Genomic DNA, 18451 nt, shown 5'->3' on the forward strand with positions numbered 1-18451 from the left:
CTACTCCGCAGCGATCTTGGCGGCGCCGGAAGCCACGGCCGCGCATTCGGCCATGGTCACGCTGGCGCGCGCGATGGGATTGGTCAGGTGGAAGGCCTTGATGGCGCTCTCGAACGGCGCGTCCGAGACCTCGCCGTCAGCGCCCAGGGCGCCGACATCGAACGCGGTCGCGACCGAACCGGGCGCGTAGTCGATCTGGCCGAAGGTCGGATGGTCGGCGAACAGCTTGGCGCGCAACTGGTCCAGGCTGTCGTACGGCAGCTTGTGGCCCAGCACTTCCGACAGCGCCCGCAGGATCGACCAGTCTTCCTTGGCCTCGCCCTTCGGGAACACGGCGCGCTTGCCTTGTTGCACGCGACCTTCGAGGTTCACGTACAAGCCATTCTTCTCGGTGTAGGCGGCGCCCGGCAGGATCACGTCGGCCTTGTGCGCGCCGGCGTCGCCATGCGTGCCCAGATAAACCTTGAACGCGCCCGTGGCGGACGTCTCGCACTCGTCCGCGCCCAGCAGGAACAGCACGTCCAGAGCGCCCGGCTTCAGCATGTCGGCCGTGGCCAGGCCGCCCTCGGCCGGAACGAAGCCCATGTCCAGGCCGGCGACGCGGGCCGCGGCGGTGTGCAGGACGTTCCAGCCGTTCCAGCCTTCGCGCACGACCTTGACGGTCTTGCCCAAGGCGGCGGCGGCCTTGAGGATCGCCGCGCCGTCGGCGCGAGCCAGAGCGCCCTGGCCGATGATGATCGCGGGACGCTCGGCGGCCTTCAGGGCGGCGACGAAATCGCTCTTGCTCTTGGCCAGGCCCGACAGGGTCTGGGCGCCGGCGCCGAGATAGTCGTAGTCGAACGTCAGGTCGGCCTTTTCGCCAATGACGCCGAAGCGGGTCTTGCCGGCGACCCACTGCTTGCGGAAGCGGGCGTTCAGGACCGGAGCCTCGAGGCGCGGATTGGCGCCGACGAACAGGACGACGTCGGCGTTCTCGATGCCGGCGATCGTCGAGTTGAACAGCCAGCCTTCGCGCGGACCAACGCCCAGGGCCGAGCCGTCCTGACGGCTGTCTAGGTTCTTCACGCCCAGGGCGGTGAAGAGGTCCTTGGTCGCCTTCAGGCTTTCGGCGTCCTGCAGGTCACCGGCGATGACGCCGATGCGCTCGGGCGCGGTCGCCTTGATCTTGCTGGCGACGGCGGCGAAGGCCTCGGCCCAGGTGGCGGGCTTCAGCTTGCCGGCGGCGTCGCGGACGTACGGACGATCCAGGCGCTGACGGCCCAGGCCGTCGACGGCGTAGCGCGTCTTGTCAGAGATCCACTCTTCGTTGACGTCATCGTTGACGCGCGGCAGCACGCGCAGCACGGCCGAGCCGCGGGCGTCGACGCGGATCGACGAGCCCAGGGCGTCCATGACGTCGATGCTCTCGGTCTTCTTCAGTTCCCACGGACGGGCTTCGAAGGCGTAGGGCTTGGAGGTCAGGGCGCCGACCGGGCAAAGGTCGATGACGTTGGCGCTGAGCTCCGACGTCACCGCCGCGCCCAGATAGGTCGTGATTTCAACGTCTTCGCCGCGCGAAATCAGGCCGATCTCCGGCGAACCGGCGACTTCGGTGATGAAGCGGACGCAGCGCGTGCACTGGATGCAGCGCGTCATCACGGTCTTGATCAGCGGGCCCATCGACTTCTCTTCGACGGCGCGCTTGTTCTCGTCATAGCGGCTGTCGTCGCGGCCATAGCCCACGGCCTGGTCCTGCAGGTCGCACTCACCGCCCTGGTCGCAGATCGGGCAATCCAGCGGGTGGTTGATGAGCAGGAACTCCATCACCCCTTCGCGGGCCTTCTTGACCATCGGAGTCTTGGTGAAAATCTCCTGGCCCTCGGCGGCCGGCAGGGCGCACGAAGCCTGCGGCTTCGGCGGGCCGGGCTTCACCTCGACCAGGCACATCCGGCAGTTGCCGGCGATGGACAGACGTTCGTGGTAGCAGAAGCGCGGGATCTCTTCCCCGGCCAGTTCCGCGACCTGCAGAACCGTCATGCCGGGTTCGAACTCGACTTCGACGCCGTTGACCTTGGCGATAGCCATTCTTGTTACTCCGCCGCGATCAGCTTGGCGCCCTGCACGTGCAGGCGACCGCTACGATAGGAAGCGATCCGCTCCTCCACCTCGTGGCGGAAGTGGCGGAACAGACCCTGGATCGGCCAGGCGGCCGCATCGCCTAGGGCGCAGATGGTGTGACCCTCGACCTGGGTCGTGACGTCCAGCAGGGTGTCGATCTCTTTCGGATCGGCCTCGCCGGTCGCCATGCGCTCCATGACGCGCCACATCCAGCCGGTGCCTTCGCGGCACGGCGTGCACTGGCCGCAGCTCTCGTGCTTGTAGAAGTACGACAGGCGGGCGATGGCGCGGACCAGGTCGGTCGACTTGTCCATGACGATGACGGCGGCCGTACCGAGACCCGACTTCAGGTTCCGCAGCGCGTCGAAGTCCATCGGCAGGTCTTCGCACTGTTCGGCCGGGATCATCGGCACGGACGAGCCGCCCGGGATGACGGCCTTGAGGTTGCCCCAGCCGCCGCGAATGCCGCCGCAGTGGTCTTCCATCAGCTGACGGAAGGGGATGCTCATGGCTTCTTCGACGTTGCAGGGCAGGTTCACGTGGCCCGAGACGCAGAACAGCTTGGTGCCGGCGTTGTTGGGACGGCCGAAGCTGCCGAACCAGGCCGCGCCGCGACGCAGGATGGTGCCGGCGACGGCGATGCTCTCGACGTTGTTGACCGTGGTCGGCATGCCGTAGAGGCCCGCGCCGGCCGGGAACGGCGGCTTCAGGCGCGGCTGGCCCTTCTTACCTTCCAGGCTTTCCAGCAGGGCCGTCTCTTCGCCGCAGATATAGGCGCCGGCGCCGTGGTGGACGTAGATGTCGAAGTCCCAGCCGTGGACGTTGTTCTTGCCCACGAGATTGGCCTCGTAGGCCTGCTTGATCGCGGCTTCCAGGCGCTCGCGCTCGAAGACGTACTCGCCGCGGATGTAGATGTAGCAGGCGTGGGCCAGCATGGCGCGCGAGGCGATCAGGCAACCCTCGATCAGGAGGTGCGGGTCATGCCGCATGATCTCCCGGTCCTTGCAGGTGCCCGGTTCGGACTCGTCGGCGTTGACGACCAGGTAGTGAGGACGACCTTCCTTCACTTCCTTGGGCATGAACGACCACTTGAGGCCGGTCGAGAAACCGGCGCCGCCCCGGCCGCGCAGGCCGGAGTTCTTCATGTTGTCGATGATCCAGTCGCGCCCGGCGTCCAGGATGTCCTTGGTGCCATTCCAGCAGCCGCGCTTCTTCGCGCCCTCGAGGCCCCAATCCTGGAGACCGTAGAGGTTCGTGAAGATGCGGTCCTTGTCTTCGAGGATACCGACCATGACTCAGCTTTGCGGATCGAATGGATGGGCGCGCACATAGCGCGTCCGACGAATGATGACATAGGCGAAAAGCAGCCAGCCCACGCCGATGATGGCGAGACCGGCGACAACCGCCCAGAACGGCGCGCCTTGAACGGTGCGGCCCCAGATCAGGAGCAGCGCGCCGACGAGGCAGGCCACGAAGCCCACGCCGCGTTCGCGACGATGCAGGCCCCGAATGGTGTCGGCATAGGCCGCCCTGCGGGTGTTGAGGAGGCTGTCGTCGATCATGACGAGGCCCCCTCGCCCTTGGATCCGCGCATCCAGCCCAGGATGAACCAGACATGCGAACCCAGGCCCGCGATGATGGCGCCCAGGAAGACCAGGCGTAGCCAGTCGATCCGCAGCGACACCGCGCCATAGATCGCGACGCCGGCCAGCACGAAGCACACCGCGTTGATGACGAACATCGCGATCAAGCGCTTCTTCTGGGCGTTGGCGTCGGCGGTCATGTTAGGCGGTCGGCTCCGGCTTCGTCTTCGAGGCCTTCGGCTTCTCGGGCAGGTTCGGAATCTTGATCTTCTTGGCGTACGAGCCGTCGTACAGCTTCGGATCCGTCAGGGTGTGGATCGCGCCCTTCGGCTCCGAGGCGCTGCGGCCGTCGTAGCTGCCCGGCTTCGGGGCCTTGCCCGCCGCGAAGTCGTCGAGGATCTGGGCCAGGCTCTCCGGCGTCAGGTCCTCGTAGTAGTAGTCGTTGATCGCGGCCATCGGGGCGTTGCAGCACGCGCCCAGGCATTCGACCTCTTCCCAGCTGAACTTGCCGTCGGCCGAGACGTGATTGGCGTCGCCGATCTTGTCCTTCAGGACCTTCTTGAGGTCCTCGGCGCCGCGCAGCTGGCAGGGCGTGGTGCCGCACAGCTGCACGAAGGCGACCTTGCCGACCGGCTGCAGCTGGAACATCACGTAGAAAGTGGCCACTTCCAGCACGCGGATGACCGGCATCTCGAGCTGCTTGGCGATCTCCTGGATTGCCGGCTCGGACACCCAGCCTTCCTGCTTCTGGGCCAGCCACAGCATCGGGATCACCGCCGACTGCTTGCGGGCGGCGGGATACTTGGCCTTCCACCAGTCGGCCTTGGCCTGGCTGTCCTTCGAGAAGGCGAAGCTGGCGGGCTGTTCCTTGGCGAGACGCCGAACGCTCATTGGGAGACACTCATCGGGCGAAATCCACGCGGACGATCTTGTCGCCCTTGAAGGTGTAGATGGCGGCGACCTGGAACGGCGCGTCGCCGTTGCCGCGGTCGACATGCTCATGGTCGATCACGTTCGAACCGACCACGATGCGGTTCAGCAGCTTCGCGTGGTTCTTGGGGAACTCGGCGAAGGTCTTCTCGTAGAAGGCGCGATAGGCGTCGAGGCCCGTGCGCGCCACGTCGCCGTTCAGACCCGCCACGACGACGTCGTCGGCGAAGTGGGCGCAGTGGGCGTCCAGGTCCTGGGCGTTGTAGGCGTCCAGCTGCGCCTGAGCCACTTTTTCGAGGGCGATGGCTTCCAGGCTCACCGGTCCACCTCGCCGAACACGATGTCAAGCGAGCCCAGAATGGCCGAAACGTCGGCCAGCTGGTGGCCGCGGTTCATCCAGTCCATGGCGGCCAGGTGCGAGAAGCCCGGAGCCTTGATCTTGCAGCGGTACGGCTTGTTGGTGCCGTTGCTGACCACGTAGACGCCGAACTCGCCCTTGGGCGCTTCGACGGCCGCGTAGACCTCGCCTTCCGGCGTGCGGAAGCCCTCGGTGTAGAGCTTGAAGTGGTGGATCAGGGCTTCCATCGACCGCTTCATCTCGGCGCGACGCGGCGGGCTGACCTTGTTGTCCTCGGTCAGCACCGGGCCCGGCGTGCCGCGCAGCATGGCGACGGCCTGCAGGATGATCTTGGTCGACTCGCGCATCTCCTGCATGCGGCAGAGATAGCGATCGTAGCAGTCGCCGTTCTTGCCCAGCGGGATGTCGAACTCGAACTCGTTGTAGTTCTCGTACGGCTGGTTGCGGCGCAGGTCCCAGGCGATGCCCGAACCGCGCACCATCACGCCCGAGAAGCCCCAGGCCCAGGCGTCTTCCTTGCTGACCACGCCGATGTCGACGTTGCGCTGCTTGAAGATGCGGTTGTCGGTGATCAGGCCTTCGATGTCGTCGCAGATCTTGGGGAAAGCCTTCGCCCAGGTCTCGATGTCATCGATCAGCTCGGGCGTCAGGTCCTGGTGGACGCCGCCCGGACGGAAGTAATTGGCGTGCAGACGAGCGCCGCAGGCGCGCTCGTAGAAGATCATCAGCTTCTCGCGCTCCTCGAAGCCCCAGAGCGGCGGCGTCAGGGCGCCGACGTCCATGGCCTGGGTCGTCACGTTCAGCAGGTGGTTCAGGATCCGGCCGATCTCGCAGAACAGCACGCGGACGATCTGGCCGCGACGCGGCACCTCGACGCCCAGCAACTTCTCGATGGCCAGGCAGAACGCATGCTCCTGGTTCATCGGCGCCACGTAGTCGAGGCGGTCGAAGTACGGGATGTTCTGCAGGTAGGTGCGCGCTTCCATCAGCTTCTCGGTGCCGCGGTGCAGCAGGCCGATGTGCGGATCGACGCGTTCGACGATTTCGCCGTCCAGCTCCAACACCAGGCGCAACACGCCGTGCGCGGCCGGGTGCTGCGGGCCGAAGTTGATGTTGAACTTGCGGACGGGCGTCTCCGGGATGGCCGGGGTCGTCGGTTCGTCGCGGAAGAAGTCGGTCGCCGCGGCGGGCGCGTTCGTGCCAGTCATGACTTAAGCGTCCCCTGCCCGCTTCTCGGCCTTCTCGTCGCCCGGCAGGGCGTACTTGGCGCCCTCCCACGGAGACAGGAAGTCGAAGGCGCGGAACTCGGTGATCTTCACGGGTTCATAGACGACGCGCTTGAGTTCGTCGTCGTAGCGGACTTCCACGTAACCCGTCATCGGGAAGTCTTTCCGCAGCGGATGGCCGTGGAAGCCGTAGTCGGTCAGGATCCGGCGCAGGTCGGGGTGGCCCTCGAAGAAAACGCCATACATGTCGAACGCTTCGCGCTCGAACCAGTCGGCGACCGGGAACACCGGCGTGGCGCTGGGGACCGGGGTGTCTTCGTCGGTCTGCACCTTCAGGCGGATGCGGACGTTCTTCACCATCGACAGCAGGTGATAGACGACGTCGAAACGGCGCTCTCGCTGCGGATAGTCCACGGCCGTCAGGTCCACCAGCTGGTGGAAGCGGTAGTCGGGATGGTCGCGCAGCAGCTCCAGGGCCTGGACGACGCGGTGCGCCGGGCCGTGGATGTTCAGCTCGCCGAACGCAATGTCATAGCCGGTGATCGCGCCGGTGGCGTTGGCGACGATCGACTGGCCGAGCGCTTCGAGGTCCTGGCTCATCGCTCGATCGTCCCCATGCGACGGATCTTCTTCTGGAGCTGCAGCACGCCGTAGACCAAGGCTTCGGCCGTGGGCGGACAACCCGGCACGTAGATGTCGATCGGCACGACGCGGTCGCAGCCGCGCACGACGCTGTAGCTGTAATAGTAGTAGCCGCCGCCATTGGCGCAGCTGCCCATCGAGATGACGTAGCGGGGCTCCGGCATCTGGTCGTAGACCTTGCGCAGGGCCGGAGCCATCTTGTTGGTCAGGGTGCCGGCGACGATCATCACGTCCGACTGACGCGGGCTGGCGCGCGGCGCGAAGCCGTAGCGCTCCAGGTCGTAGCGCGGCATGGCCGAGTGCATCATCTCGACGGCGCAGCACGCCAGGCCGAACGTCATCCACATCAGCGAGCCCGTACGGGCCCAGGTGATCAGATCGTCGGCGGCGGCGGTGATGAAGCCCTTGTCGGCCAGCTGTTGCGAGACGCCGTCAAAGAACGGGTCGTGCAGCTTGGGGTCATAGCCCTCGACCGTCGAACGACCGGCCGAAAGCGCGGGAGCCGAGTTGGCGGGAACGATCACTCCCATTCGAGGGCGCCCTTCTTCCATTCATAGATAAAGCCGACGGTCAGGACGCCCAGGAAGGTCATCATCGACCAGAAGGCGAACTGGGCCACGTCGTGCGGCAGCTTCATCAGCGTCACCGCCCAGGGAAACAGGAACGCCACTTCCAGATCGAAGATGATGAAGAGGATCGACACCAGATAGAACCGAACGTCGAACTTCATGCGCGCGTCGTCGAAGGCGTTGAAGCCGCATTCGTACGCGGACAGCTTTTCCGGGTCCGGCGCCTTGGGCGCGAGCACGGCGGCCGCGAGGATGAAGACGATGCCGATGGCCGCCGCGATCCCTAGAAAGATCACGATCGGCAGGTACTGGAGAAGGAAGGCGGTCATGACAGCCCTTGGCTTGAATCGAGCGGGTTGTAGCCCACTGTCGCCAACGCTTCAAACACCCGAAGCACATTGAGAAACGATCGCAACTAGACCTGCTTTCCCTAACGCTGGTCTGGGAAAAACAAGGGGTCGCGCAGCGAAGCCAAGGCCAGCGTCTTTGCGGTTATCCCATGGAAAACCGGGCCGGTCCGGACGCTATTTGTCGCTTCTTCGATATCGCCGTTGACACGAGTCTTCGAGCGACATATCAGACGCGCCTCGCCGATCGGCGGGTCGCACTTTCGCTTCGGCGAAGGGATATGCGGATGTAGCTCAGTTGGTTAGAGCGCCGGCCTGTCACGCCGGAGGTCGCGGGTTCGAGCCCCGTCATTCGCGCCACCCCTTCATAGGTGGTATGCTTCCCTCCCTCGGTCACGGACGACCGTCGCGCCTTGGCGCACGACGCGGATGTAGCTCAGTTGGTTAGAGCGCCGGCCTGTCACGCCGGAGGTCGCGGGTTCGAGCCCCGTCATTCGCGCCACCGTCCAGTGGGTCTTCTCCTCAAATCGGGAATGGTATCCGCAACGCCTTGAGTTGCTGACCGCGCGCGCCATCTAGCAACGATGACCAGCGCTGCTTACCCGCCCTTCTCCGTCCTCGACCTCGCGCCCGTTCCACATGGAACCCCCGTCGGCCAAGCGCTCAACAACAGCCTGGACCTGGCGCGACACGCCGAATCCCTGGGCTTTCACCGCTACTGGCTGGCCGAGCATCACAACATGCCCGGAATCGCCAGCGCGGCTACGGCCGTGGTGATCGGCCACGTCGCCGGCGGGACCAAGACGATTCGGGTCGGCTCAGGCGGCGTCATGTTGCCCAACCATGCCCCGCTGATGGTCGCCGAGCAGTTCGGCACCCTGGCCGCCCTCTATCCCGGCCGCATCGATCTGGGCCTGGGCCGAGCGCCCGGCACCGACCAAGCCACCATGCGGGCCTTGCGCCGCTACGCCGGCGCTGTCGATTCGTTCGCCCAGGACGTCGTCGAGCTGCAGCAGTGGTTCAAGCCAGCGACGCCCGACCAGAGCGTGCGCGCCGTGCCGGGCGAAGGCCAGGACGTGCCGATCTGGATCCTCGGTTCCTCGACCTGGGGCGCGCAGCTGGCGGCAGCCTTGGGTCTGCCCTACGCCTTCGCGGCCCACTTCGCCCCCGACTCGCTGCTGGACGCCCTTCTCCTCTATCGCCGGCACTTCAAGCCGTCGGAGGTTATGGAGAAGCCGTACGCCATGGTCTGCATCGGCGTCTGCGCGGCGGATACGGACAAGGAGGCGACTCGTCTGGCCACCTCGACCCAGCAGCAGTTCCTGGCCCTGCGCCGCGGCCGTCCAGGACTCCTGCCGCCACCGGTGGACGATATCCGAGAGCATGCCTCGCCGGCCGAGCTGGCGGGTCTGGACCATACCTTCCAGTACTCGGCGATCGGCTCGCCCGAGACGGTGAAACGCAAGGTCGACCAGATACTGGCGCTAACGCAGGCCGACGAGCTGATGTTCGCCTCGCAGATCCACGACCATGCCGCGCGCAAGCACAGCTACGAGGTCCTGGCCTCGATCCGGGGTTAGTGGTTGCGTAGCTGAGCCAGGCCGCCGAACGCCCGACGGCCGGTCAATCCGCCGTAGATCGCGCAGAGCTGGCGGAACACCGCGTCCCAGCCGTGTCGCTCGGCCGCCCTCAGGCGCGCGGCCGCGCCGATGGAAGCGATGTCGCGGGAGAACAGGGCCTCGATTGCTTCCGCGAAGGCGGCGGCCTCGGAGGCGATAGCCAGCTGGCCGACCTCTTCATCGACGGATTCGGCCACGCCGCCGGCGCCAACGCCGACCACGGGCAGGCCACAGGCCATGGCTTCCAGCACGATCAGGCCGAACGGCTCGTTGTCGTTGGCGTGAACGAAGGCGTCGCAGCTGGCCAGCACGCGCGCCAGCTCGGCCGGGTCGCGAACGTAGTCCAGGCAGATCGCCCGGTCGCTGACCGGCGCCCCACCGCCCGCGCCGACGAACAGCAGCTTGTAGGGCGCGCCCAGCCGCTCGACCGCCCCGACCAGCACGTCCAGCTTCTTCTCGCGCGCCGGACGACCGGCGAAGACCAGCAGCCGCTCGTGGGCGGCCACGCCCAGCCGTCGGCGAAGGCCCTCGCGATCGGCCCGCGACGGGTGGAAGATCTCGGTGTCGACGCCCAACGGCAAACCGATGGCGTTGTTCACGCCTGCCTCGATCAGCCGCCCCGCGATGAACCGGCTGGGGGCCACGGCCTGATCGAACTGGCGATAGATCGCCGCCCAGCGCTTCTGAACGGGCTTTTCCGCCCACTCGCCGATGTGCAGCGCCGCAAGCTTGCCCAGGTCGGTGTGGCAAAAGCCGACGACCGGTACGCCCAAGGCGTCGCCGGCCCGCAGCGCGGCCAGGCCGGGCGTGTAGGGATCGCCGGCCTCGATGATGTCGGGGCGCTGGCGGATCAGACGCTCCATCCAGGCCGCTTTCACGACCGGCCATCGATAGCCCGCGCCGAACGGCAGCGGCGCGGCATAGATCGAGACCCGCCCCTGCCCGTCGTAGGAATCACGGGAGCCCGGCACGACCAGCGTGTGGCGGACTTCGGGACGATTGGAGGCCAGCCAGGCGCGCTTTGACGCCAGGTAACGGCGAACGCCGCCGCTGCGCGGGGCGTAGAGCATGGTGGTGTCGACAAGCCTTACGACGTCGTCAGTCGGCGGATTGAGGGCGGCGGAGGAAACGCGCAGGCCGAGCGGCCGGTCCGATCTGGTTTCCGTCACGCCGAATCCTCACCGCTACTCCAGGCCGCCCCATTCGGCCCTGGAACGATAAAGCTTTTGCGACACTCAGGGTTCCTCGCCGCTCCCGGACGATTTGACCGGTGCGCCGCGTCGCGCCAGAGCCTCGCGCAGCAATACCTCTACCTGAGCATTCACGCTGCGCAACTCCGCGCTGGCCAGGCGCTCGACAGCGGCCAGCACCTCGGGACGGACGCGCATCAGGAAGGCGCGCCGCCCGCCCCCGGCCCCCTTTGGCGGCTCGTTCGGATCGCCCGCCACGTCAGCCGTACAACGTGCCGGTGTTGACCACGGGCTGGGCCTCGCGGTCGGCGCACAGCACGACCAGCAGGTTCGAGACCATCGAGGCCCGACGTTCGTCGTCCAGGGTGACCACGCCGCGTTCGCTCAACTGGCCCAGGGCGCTCTCGACCATGTCGACGGCGCCGGCCACGATCGTACGACGGGCGGCCAGCACGGCCTCGGCCTGCTGACGCTTCAGCATCGAGCCGGCGATCTCGGGGGCGTAGGCCAGATGCATCAGGTGGGCCTCGTCGATGGCGACGCCCGCGACGTTGCAGCGCTGTTGCAGGTCCTTCTGCAGCCGGTCGCCGACCTCCTCGGCATGGGCGCGCAAGGTCGGCTCGCCCTCCTCGGCGTGGTCGTAGGCATAATGCGAAGCGACCTCGCGCAGGCCGGTCTCGATCTGGATGTTCACGAAGGCCACATAGTCGTCGACGTCGAACAGGGCCTGGGCCGAATCCTTGACCCGCCAGACGATGTTGGCGGCGATCTCGATCGGGTTGCCGCGCTTGTCGTTGACCTTCAGCGTCTCGCTGGTGACGTTGCGCACCCGCAGGCTGATCTTCTTGCGGCCGTACCAGAACAGGATCCAGCGCAGCCCGGTCTTGCGGTCGGTGCCGACGTAGGACCCGAACAGGGTGATGGCGTAGGCCTCGTTCGGCTGCAGCGAATAGAAGCCGGCCGAGATCAATAGGAACAGCAGAACCAGCGCGACACCGATGACCGGCATGGTCTGGGAGAACGCGAAGATCCCGCCCCCCAGCAGGAACGGCAGAACCAGCAGTGGCAGACCGCCGTCCATGCCGGCATGAGGGCGCTCGACGGTCGGATTGATGGTGCGGGTATCGGTCATGGCAAGCCTCCAGGGTTGCAATCAAAGTGATATCACTTTGATCAGCGTTATCCAGAGAAAAGCGACACCATGAGACCGCGCCCTCACGCCAGCTGGCGCGAGGCTTCGTGGGATGGGATTTGAAGGGAATGGTGGGCAGTGAGGGGATCGAACCCCCGACCCTCTCGGTGTAAACGAGACGCTCTACCGCTGAGCTAACTGCCCGCTCGGGCCCGCCTCCTTCGAATGACATCGAATGAGGAGACAGGCTCGACCTTCTGACTCGGTCGGCGCTTCTAGCCTTAGCCGCGCGCCGCGCAAAGCGCGAAAACGAAAAGGCGGAACGCCAGCCCCTGACGCCCCGCCTCCCGTGACGCGGAAAACTGGTTTTAGCCGTTCAGCGAGGACTTCAGGCCTTCGCCGACCTGGAAGCGCGCGGTCTTCGAAGCGGGACGGTTGACCGTCTCGCCGGTGCGCGGGTTTCGGGCGGTGCCGGCGGCGCGGGTCACGGCCTTGAAGGTGCCGAAGCCGACCAGGCGAACGTCCTGACCCGATTTCAGCGAGTCGGTGACGGCGTCGATGAAAGCTTCCAGCGCGTCCTTGGCCTGGTTCTTGTTGATGCCCGCCTTCTCGGCGATCGCCGTAACGAGTTCGGCTTTTGTGGTCATGTTTTTCTCCCAGCCTGAGCAGCGCCGTTTATTCCTTACGGCGCCTGGCTCAGCGGGGGATTATGGCGGCATAAAATGCCCCGTCAAACGCGAGCGGCGCGGGAAACTCCCGCGCCGCCTAAGTTATCGACGATTAGTTGGGTTTAGTGAGTGAGAACGGCGTCTGCGTCGCCCTCATCCTTCTTCGCACCCGCAGCAATCGGCTCGTCGGCCTCGTTCCATTCGACGGGCGTCAGCGGGCCGGTGAGGCCGTGCTTGAGCACCTCGTCCATGGTCGAGACCGGGATGATTTCCAGACCGTCCTTGACGCTCTGGGGCACATCCACGAGGTCCTTCTCGTTCTCCTGCGGGATCAGGACGGTTTTAACGCCCGAACGCAGGGCAGCCAGCAGCTTCTCCTTCAAGCCGCCGATCGCGGTGACCCGGCCGCGCAGGGTGATCTCGCCAGTCATGGCGATGTCCTTGCGGATCGGGATGCCGGTCAGGACCGAGACGATGGCCAGGCCCATCGCGGCGCCGGCCGACGGACCGTCCTTCGGCGTGGCGCCGTCGGGCACGTGGATGTGCACGTCGGTCTTCTCGAAGACCGGAGGCTTGATGCCGAACTGCAGCGACCGCGAGCGGACGTAGCTGTTGGCCGCCGAGATCGACTCCTTCATCACGTCCTTGAGGTTGCCGGTGATCGACATGCGACCCTTGCCCGGCATCTTCACGGCTTCGATGGTCAGGATGTCGCCGCCGAACTCCGTCCAGGCCAGACCGGTGACGATGCCGACCTGGTCGATCTCGTCGGTCTCGCCGTAGCGGTACTTCTTGACGCCCGCGTACTTGGCAAGACGCTCGTCGTCGATGGTGATCGTGGCCAGCTTTTCGCGGGCCAGGTCACGCACCGTCTTGCGCGCCAGGGCGCCCAGTTCCCGCTCCAGCGACCGCACGCCGGCTTCCCGGGTGTAGTAGCGGATCAGGTCGCGGATCGCCTTGTCCGGAACGATGAATTCGGCCGGCTTCAGGCCGTGGTCCTTGGCCAGCTTCGGCAGGATGTGACGCTTGGCGATCTCCAGCTTCTCATCCTCGGTGTAGCCGGGGATGCGGATGATCTCCATGCGGTCCAGCAGAGGCTGGGGCATGTTCAGGCTGTTGGCCGTCGTGACGAACATCACCTGGCTCAGGTCGTAGTCGACCTCCAGATAGTGGTCGCCGAAGGTCGAGTTCTGCGACGGATCGAGCACTTCCAGCAGCGCCGAGGCGGGATCGCCGCGGTAGTCGCTGCCCATCTTGTCGATCTCGTCGAGCAGGACGAAGGCGTTCGTGGTCTTGGCCTTCTTCATCGACTGGACGACCTTGCCGGGCATCGAGCCGATGTAGGTGCGGCGGTGACCGCGGATCTCGGCTTCGTCACGCACGCCGCCGAGGCTCATGCGCACGAACTCGCGGCCGGTGGCCTTGGCCAGCGACTTGCCCAGCGAGGTCTTGCCGACGCCGGGAGGACCGACGAGGCACAGGATCGGGCCCTTCAGCGAATTGGTCCGGGCCTGGACGGCCAGGTACTCCAGGATCCGCTCCTTGACCTTCTCCAGGCCGTAGTGGTCGGCGTCGAGGATTTCCTCGGCTTCCGGCAGGTCGATCTTCTTGGTCTTGGCCTTGCCCCACGGGATCGACAGCAGCCAGTCCAGATAGTTCCGGACCACGGTGCTCTCGGCCGACATCGGGCTCATGTTGCGCAGCTTCTTGAGCTCGCTCTCGGCCTTGGTGCGGGCTTCCTTGGACAGCTTGGTCTTCTTGATGCGCTTTTCGAGATCGATCAGCTCATCGCGCGAGTCATCGGGGTCACCCAGCTCGCGCTGGATCGCCTTCATCTGTTCGTTCAGATAATACTCGCGCTGGGTCTTCTCCATCTGGCGCTTCACGCGCGAGCGGATCTTCTTCTCGACCTGCAGCACCGAAATCTCGCCCTCCATCAGGGCGAAGACCTTCTCCAGGCGCTTCACGACGTCGAAGATCTCCAGCAGGTGCTGCTTGTCGCCGATCTTCACCGACAGGTGGGCGGCGATGCTGTCGGCCAGCTTGCCCGGCTCGGCGATCTGCGGGATCGACGCCAGGGCCTCCGGCGGCACCTTCTTGTTCAGTTTGACGTAGTTTTCGAATTGCTCGACGACCGCGCGCGACAGGGCCTCGGCCTCGGGACCGGCGCCTTCGTCTTCGCTGACCTCGCCGATCTGGGCCTCGTAGAAGGACTCCTGGTCGGTGAACTTCACGACGGCCGCGCGGCCCTTGCCCTCGACCAGCACCTTGACGGTGCCGTCGGGCAGCTTCAGCAGCTGCAGCACGGTGGCCAGCACGCCGACGTCGAAGATGTCGCCCGGCGCCGGATCATCGTCCGCCGAGTTCTTCTGGGTGACGAGCAGGATCTGCTTGTCGCCGCGCATCACTTCCTCGAGGGCGCGCACGGATTTGTCGCGGCCCACGAAGAGCGGCACCACCATGTGCGGGAACACAACGATGTCCCGGAGCGGCAAGACAGGAAGCGTACGTAGTTCGGACATGTGCTCAATACTCCCGGCCGCGCGTCCTTAAGACGCTTGGCCATGCGGGCCGCCGTAACATCAGACGATGCGCCTGAGTCGAACGACCCGTCCGCCCTGGACTGGGCGAATGGTCGTTATTTATGTGGACGTTTTACAACAGGGTTCAAGCGCGCTCAGATGACAGCGGCGACAGGTCGCGCGCGTCAGGCCAAGCTGAAGCGGACATGCCCCCTGCCCGCCCCTGAGGGGCAAGTTCGCCCAACGCTCGGAGTTTTCGAGGTTTTCGCTCGCTCAAGCTGCCCGTGGCGCCGAAGCCTCACCGGTCGTCCATCTGGTGTACGAAATCAGGTTATCCACGAAAAAAGGCGCGCCTTCACAGGAAGGCGCGCCCCGATTTTCACGGCAAAGCCCGCGGCGTTTAGGCCGAAGCGGCCCCGCCCTTCTTCTCGGCGTAGATCAGCAGCGGCTGAGCCCGGCCTTCGACGACCTCGGCGTTGACCACCACTTCCTCGACGCCCTCGTAGTTGGGCAGCTCGAACATGGTTTCCAGCAGGATGCCTTCCATGATCGAACGCAGGCCGCGCGCGCCGGTCTTGCGGGCAATGGCCTTCTTGGCCACGCCGTGCAGGGCGTCCTCGGTGAAGGTCAGGCCGATGTTCTCCATCTCGAACAGGCGCTGGTACTGCTTGACGAAGGCGTTCTTCGGCTCGGTCAGGATCTTGACCAGGGCGGTCTCGTCGAGATCCTCCAGGGTCGCGACCACCGGCAGACGGCCGATGAATTCCGGAATCAGGCCGAAGCGCTGCAGATCGTCGGGCTCGACGTTCCGCAGGATCTCGCCCGTGCGGCGCTCTTCCGGGTCGGTCACCTTGGCGCCGAAGCCGATCGACTTGGCCGCGCCGCGCGCCGAGATGATCTTCTCGAGCCCGGCGAACGCGCCGCCGCAGATGAACAGGATGTTCGTCGTGTCGACCTGCAGGAACTCCTGCTGCGGATGCTTGCGCCCGCCTTGCGGCGGCACGGAGGCGACGGTGCCTTCCATGATCTTCAACAGGGCCTGCTGCACGCCTTCGCCCGACACGTCGCGGGTGATCGACGGGTTGTCGGACTTGCGGCTGATCTTGTCGATTTCGTCGATGTAGACGATGCCGCGCTGGGCGCGCTCGACGTTGTAGTCGGCGGCTTGCAGCAGCTTCAGCACGATGTTCTCGACGTCTTCGCCGACATAACCGGCTTCGGTCAGCGTCGTGGCGTCGGCCATCGTGAACGGCACGTCGATGATTCGGGCCAATGTCTGGGCCAGCAGCGTCTTACCCGTACCGGTCGGACCGACCAGCAGGATGTTCGACTTGGCCAGTTCGACGTCGTTGTTCTTCGACGCGTGGTTCAGGCGCTTGTAGTGATTGTGCACCGCGACCGCGAGCACCTTCTTGGCGTGACCTTGACCGATCACGTAATCGTCCAGGACTTCGCAGATCTCACGCGGCGTCGGCACGCCGTCCTTGGACTTCACGAAGGCGATCTTGTGCTCTTCGCGAATGATATCCATGCAAAGCTCGACGCATTCATCACAAATGAACACCGTCGGCCCTGCGATGAGCTTGCGCACCTCGTGCTGGCTCTTTCCGCAGAAAGAACAATACAGAGTGCTCTTGGTGTCGCCGCTCGCGGCTTTCGTCATGATCGCTTCTCACACTATGGCGACTTACGGCTTTACGCCGAAACGCCCCTCCGAGCGCATACGCCGCCACCGAAGCAGACAGGATATACGCCGGGAGTTGTCTAATCCTTGACATTCCCCGATCCGGGGCCGGTTCACAACCCTTCGCGGCTCCTTTCAAGCCTCAAACGTTCAAACCAGCCGGATCGTGTCATGACCTCGTCATCTAAATTGGGCGATTGGCGCTCGGGTGCAAGCGTCGCGCGTCTTGGCCCTTACGGTTGCGGCGGGAAGACCGTATTACCGAAGCTGGAATCGCAAGGAAATGGGCGCGTCGTCGCGCTCTGATGGTAGGTCGATGGCGAAGCGTTCGTTGATGTCCAAGGGGTTGAGCGCGTCGCGCCCGATGACCGGCGACATGGGGCACGAGCCCGGTCTAGTGGCCTTCGATTTCGACGGCACCCTGACCGTCAAGGACAGCTTCAACGCGTTCCTGAAGTGGCGCGCGGGGCCGCGCAAGTGGACGCGTGGCGTTCTTCGCCTGACCCCCTCGCTGATCGCTTACGTGTTCGACCGCAACCGCGCGAAACTCAAGGCCGCCGCGGTTCGCGAGTTCCTGAAGGGCGCGAGCGTCGAGCAGATCGAGAACGACGCCAGGGCCTTCGCCCAGGCCCACGCCGCCTCGCTATTGCGGCCCGACGCGGTGGCCGTCTGGCGCGCGTGGCGGGCCAAGGGCGCCAAGCTGGTGATCGTCACTGCCTCGCCCGAGATCACCGTCGCGCCGTTCGCGCGAGGCCTCGGCGCCGATATGCTGATCGGCACCCGCCTGATGACCAATGACGCTGGCCGCATCCTGGGCGGCCTGGACGGAAACAACTGCCGGGCCAAGGAGAAGGTGCTGCGCCTGCGCGAGATCTTCGGCGCCGACGTCCGCCTGACGGCGGCCTATGGCGACACCTCGGGCGACACCGAGATGCTCGCCATCGCCGACGAGAAGGGCTACCGCGTCTTCCGGGGCAAGCCGATCACCTGAGCGGATTTGCCGCAGGGTCCGAAGCAACAAAAAAGCCGCCGATCCCGAGATCGGCGGCTTTGTCGTTCAGTGAAGCTTGGCCCTATTCGGCGCCGGCCTCGGCCGCTTCGCGGCTGTCGTAGACGTGGTCGACCAGGCCCCAGGCCTTGGCTTCATCGGCGCTCATGAAGTGGTCGCGGTCGAGAGTCTTCTCGACCTCTTCGTAGGTGCGGCCGCAATGCTTGACGTAGATCTCGTTCAGGCGACGCTTGGTCTTGATGATGTCCTCGGCGTGGCGCTCGATGTCCGAGGCCTGGCCGCGGAACCCGCCCGACGGCTGGTGCACCATGATGCGGGCGTTCGGCAGCGAGATGCGCTGGCCGGCGGCGCCGGCGGCGAGCAGCAGGCTGCCCATCGAGGCGGCCATGCCCATGCACACCGTCGAGACCGGGCTCTTGATGTATTGCATGGTGTCGTAGATCGCCAGACCGGCCGTCACCACGCCGCCCGGCGAGTTGATGTACATGGCGATCTCTTTCTTGGGGTTCTCCGACTCCAGGAACAGCAGCTGGGCGCAGATCAGGCTGGCCATGCCGTCTTCCACGGGACCGGTCAGGAAGATGATCCGCTCCTTCAGCAGGCGCGAGAAGATGTCGAACGCGCGCTCGCCGCGGCTGGTCTGCTCGACCACCATCGGAACCAGGTTCATCGCCGTCGCCATCGGATCGTACATCATAGGGATCGCCCTTCGTCGTGTATGCCTGAGCACTTGCTTATGGGGCGGCGCGAAAACGAATCAGCCCCCGCGCGCCGTCGCTACCGCATATCGCGTGGCGCTTAACAGGTTGCAAGGAGCGGACGTTTTCGTGGCGACACGAAAAAGGCGCGGCCCTCGCGGACCGCGCCTCGTTTCC

Annotated in this window: 18 protein-coding genes and 3 tRNA genes; 4 read left to right on the top strand and 17 right to left on the bottom strand. The window is 65.6% G+C overall.

The window, feature by feature from the left end:
• From nuoG to MZV50_RS14265, 10 genes are read right to left on the bottom strand one after another with little or no spacing between them, the layout of a single operon-like run.
• Nucleotides 1–2064, bottom strand: a complete 2064-nt coding sequence (gene nuoG / locus MZV50_RS14220) for an NADH-quinone oxidoreductase subunit NuoG (RefSeq protein WP_252629826.1) — start codon at nucleotides 2062–2064, stop codon at nucleotides 1–3.
• A gap of 5 nt (nucleotides 2065–2069) precedes the next feature.
• Nucleotides 2070–3389 (bottom strand): NADH-quinone oxidoreductase subunit NuoF, encoded by a 1320-nt coding sequence (gene nuoF, locus MZV50_RS14225; RefSeq protein ID WP_252629827.1) that lies wholly within the window; start codon nucleotides 3387–3389, stop codon nucleotides 2070–2072.
• 3 nt (nucleotides 3390–3392) lie between these two features.
• Entirely contained in the window at nucleotides 3393–3659 is a 267-nt protein-coding gene (locus tag MZV50_RS14230) for a hypothetical protein (RefSeq protein ID WP_252629828.1), read from the bottom strand.
• Nucleotides 3656–3880 carry a hypothetical protein gene (locus tag MZV50_RS14235; protein ID WP_252629829.1) on the bottom strand — a complete coding sequence of 75 codons (225 nt, stop codon included), beginning with the start codon at nucleotides 3878–3880 and terminating at the stop codon, nucleotides 3656–3658. Before MZV50_RS14235 ends, MZV50_RS14230 begins: the two co-directional genes overlap by 4 nt.
• A 1-nt stretch (nucleotide 3881) precedes the next feature.
• Nucleotides 3882–4571, bottom strand: coding sequence for an NADH-quinone oxidoreductase subunit NuoE (gene nuoE, locus MZV50_RS14240; RefSeq protein WP_252629830.1), 690 nt, complete (start codon nucleotides 4569–4571; stop codon nucleotides 3882–3884).
• A gap of 10 nt (nucleotides 4572–4581) precedes the next feature.
• Entirely contained in the window at nucleotides 4582–4914 is a 333-nt protein-coding gene (locus tag MZV50_RS14245; RefSeq protein ID WP_252635240.1) for a nuclear transport factor 2 family protein, read from the bottom strand.
• An 11-nt stretch (nucleotides 4915–4925) separates the two neighbouring features.
• On the bottom strand, nucleotides 4926–6176 hold the full coding sequence (locus tag MZV50_RS14250) for an NADH-quinone oxidoreductase subunit D (RefSeq protein WP_252629831.1): 1251 nt from the start codon (nucleotides 6174–6176) through the stop codon (nucleotides 4926–4928).
• A 3-nt stretch (nucleotides 6177–6179) separates the two neighbouring features.
• A complete protein-coding gene (locus MZV50_RS14255; protein ID WP_252629832.1) occupies nucleotides 6180–6794 on the bottom strand; it encodes an NADH-quinone oxidoreductase subunit C in 615 nt (204 codons plus the stop codon).
• Nucleotides 6791–7387, bottom strand: a complete 597-nt coding sequence (locus MZV50_RS14260) for a NuoB/complex I 20 kDa subunit family protein (RefSeq protein ID WP_223390211.1) — start codon at nucleotides 7385–7387, stop codon at nucleotides 6791–6793. Before MZV50_RS14260 ends, MZV50_RS14255 begins: the two co-directional genes overlap by 4 nt.
• Nucleotides 7357–7734: an NADH-quinone oxidoreductase subunit A gene (locus MZV50_RS14265; RefSeq protein WP_125158569.1), complete on the bottom strand. Its 378-nt coding sequence runs from the start codon at nucleotides 7732–7734 to the stop codon at nucleotides 7357–7359. The genes MZV50_RS14260 and MZV50_RS14265 overlap by 31 nt, the downstream gene beginning before the upstream one ends.
• A gap of 301 nt (nucleotides 7735–8035) precedes the next feature.
• Here MZV50_RS14265 and MZV50_RS14270 point away from each other — a divergent pair.
• The 3 genes from MZV50_RS14270 (at nucleotide 8036) to MZV50_RS14280 (ending at nucleotide 9332) form a co-directional block, all read left to right on the top strand.
• Nucleotides 8036–8112, top strand: a tRNA-Asp gene (locus tag MZV50_RS14270).
• A 65-nt stretch (nucleotides 8113–8177) separates the two neighbouring features.
• Nucleotides 8178–8254, top strand: a tRNA-Asp gene (locus MZV50_RS14275).
• 82 nt (nucleotides 8255–8336) lie between these two features.
• On the top strand, nucleotides 8337–9332 hold the full coding sequence (locus tag MZV50_RS14280; RefSeq protein ID WP_252629833.1) for an LLM class flavin-dependent oxidoreductase: 996 nt from the start codon (nucleotides 8337–8339) through the stop codon (nucleotides 9330–9332).
• Here MZV50_RS14280 and MZV50_RS14285 read toward each other — a convergent pair.
• From MZV50_RS14285 to clpX, 6 genes are all read right to left on the bottom strand, one after another.
• A complete protein-coding gene (locus tag MZV50_RS14285; RefSeq protein WP_436792176.1) occupies nucleotides 9329–10540 on the bottom strand; it encodes a glycosyltransferase in 1212 nt (403 codons plus the stop codon). The two genes, MZV50_RS14280 and MZV50_RS14285, sit on opposite strands and share 4 nt — an antisense overlap.
• A gap of 280 nt (nucleotides 10541–10820) precedes the next feature.
• Entirely contained in the window at nucleotides 10821–11693 is an 873-nt protein-coding gene (locus MZV50_RS14290; RefSeq protein WP_252629834.1) for an SPFH domain-containing protein, read from the bottom strand.
• Nucleotides 11694–11822: 129 nt separating this feature from the next.
• Nucleotides 11823–11897 (bottom strand) — tRNA-Val (locus tag MZV50_RS14295).
• Nucleotides 11898–12061: 164 nt separating this feature from the next.
• The gene (locus MZV50_RS14300; RefSeq protein ID WP_013079364.1) at nucleotides 12062–12340 is read right to left on the bottom strand and encodes an HU family DNA-binding protein; all 279 of its coding nucleotides are present in this window, start codon (nucleotides 12338–12340) and stop codon (nucleotides 12062–12064) included.
• A 143-nt stretch (nucleotides 12341–12483) separates the two neighbouring features.
• Nucleotides 12484–14883, bottom strand: coding sequence for an endopeptidase La (gene lon / locus MZV50_RS14305; protein ID WP_252629835.1), 2400 nt, complete (start codon nucleotides 14881–14883; stop codon nucleotides 12484–12486).
• Between the two features lie 400 nt (nucleotides 14884–15283).
• Nucleotides 15284–16546: an ATP-dependent Clp protease ATP-binding subunit ClpX gene (gene clpX, locus MZV50_RS14310; RefSeq protein WP_223390216.1), complete on the bottom strand. Its 1263-nt coding sequence runs from the start codon at nucleotides 16544–16546 to the stop codon at nucleotides 15284–15286.
• 337 nt (nucleotides 16547–16883) lie between these two features.
• Between clpX and MZV50_RS14315 the strand changes: the two genes are divergently transcribed.
• Nucleotides 16884–17558 (top strand): HAD-IB family hydrolase, encoded by a 675-nt coding sequence (locus MZV50_RS14315; protein ID WP_252629836.1) that lies wholly within the window; start codon nucleotides 16884–16886, stop codon nucleotides 17556–17558.
• Nucleotides 17559–17640: 82 nt separating this feature from the next.
• Here the strand turns inward: MZV50_RS14315 and MZV50_RS14320 are convergent, their stop codons facing one another.
• Complete coding sequence (locus MZV50_RS14320; protein WP_436792177.1) at nucleotides 17641–18273, bottom strand: ATP-dependent Clp protease proteolytic subunit; 633 nt, start codon at nucleotides 18271–18273, stop codon at nucleotides 17641–17643.
• Between the last annotated feature and the right edge of the window lie 178 nt (nucleotides 18274–18451).

The organism is Caulobacter segnis (assembly GCF_023935105.1).
In the GTDB taxonomy this organism is placed as follows: domain Bacteria; phylum Pseudomonadota; class Alphaproteobacteria; order Caulobacterales; family Caulobacteraceae; genus Caulobacter; species Caulobacter segnis_B.

Bases quoted from the DNA above. Each gene is read 5' to 3' on its own strand.
- nuoG (WP_252629826.1), bottom strand. From the start codon at position 2,064: ATGGCTATCGCCAAGGTCAACGGCGTCGAAGTCGAGTTCGAACCCGGC.
- nuoF (WP_252629827.1), bottom strand. From the start codon at position 3,389: ATGGTCGGTATCCTCGAAGACAAGGACCGCATCTTCACGAACCTCTAC.
- MZV50_RS14230 (WP_252629828.1), bottom strand. From the start codon at position 3,659: ATGATCGACGACAGCCTCCTCAACACCCGCAGGGCGGCCTATGCCGAC.
- MZV50_RS14235 (WP_252629829.1), bottom strand. From the start codon at position 3,880: ATGACCGCCGACGCCAACGCCCAGAAGAAGCGCTTGATCGCGATGTTC.
- nuoE (WP_252629830.1), bottom strand. From the start codon at position 4,571: ATGAGCGTTCGGCGTCTCGCCAAGGAACAGCCCGCCAGCTTCGCCTTC.
- MZV50_RS14250 (WP_252629831.1), bottom strand. From the start codon at position 6,176: ATGACTGGCACGAACGCGCCCGCCGCGGCGACCGACTTCTTCCGCGAC.
- MZV50_RS14255 (WP_252629832.1), bottom strand. From the start codon at position 6,794: ATGAGCCAGGACCTCGAAGCGCTCGGCCAGTCGATCGTCGCCAACGCC.
- MZV50_RS14260 (WP_223390211.1), bottom strand. From the start codon at position 7,387: ATGGAAGAAGGGCGCCCTCGAATGGGAGTGATCGTTCCCGCCAACTCG.
- MZV50_RS14265 (WP_125158569.1), bottom strand. From the start codon at position 7,734: ATGACCGCCTTCCTTCTCCAGTACCTGCCGATCGTGATCTTTCTAGGG.
- MZV50_RS14280 (WP_252629833.1), top strand. From the start codon at position 8,337: ATGACCAGCGCTGCTTACCCGCCCTTCTCCGTCCTCGACCTCGCGCCC.
- MZV50_RS14290 (WP_252629834.1), bottom strand. From the start codon at position 11,693: ATGACCGATACCCGCACCATCAATCCGACCGTCGAGCGCCCTCATGCC.
- MZV50_RS14300 (WP_013079364.1), bottom strand. From the start codon at position 12,340: ATGACCACAAAAGCCGAACTCGTTACGGCGATCGCCGAGAAGGCGGGC.
- lon (WP_252629835.1), bottom strand. From the start codon at position 14,883: ATGTCCGAACTACGTACGCTTCCTGTCTTGCCGCTCCGGGACATCGTT.
- clpX (WP_223390216.1), bottom strand. From the start codon at position 16,546: ATGACGAAAGCCGCGAGCGGCGACACCAAGAGCACTCTGTATTGTTCT.
- MZV50_RS14315 (WP_252629836.1), top strand. From the start codon at position 16,884: ATGGCGAAGCGTTCGTTGATGTCCAAGGGGTTGAGCGCGTCGCGCCCG.
- MZV50_RS14320 (WP_436792177.1), bottom strand. From the start codon at position 18,273: ATGATGTACGATCCGATGGCGACGGCGATGAACCTGGTTCCGATGGTG.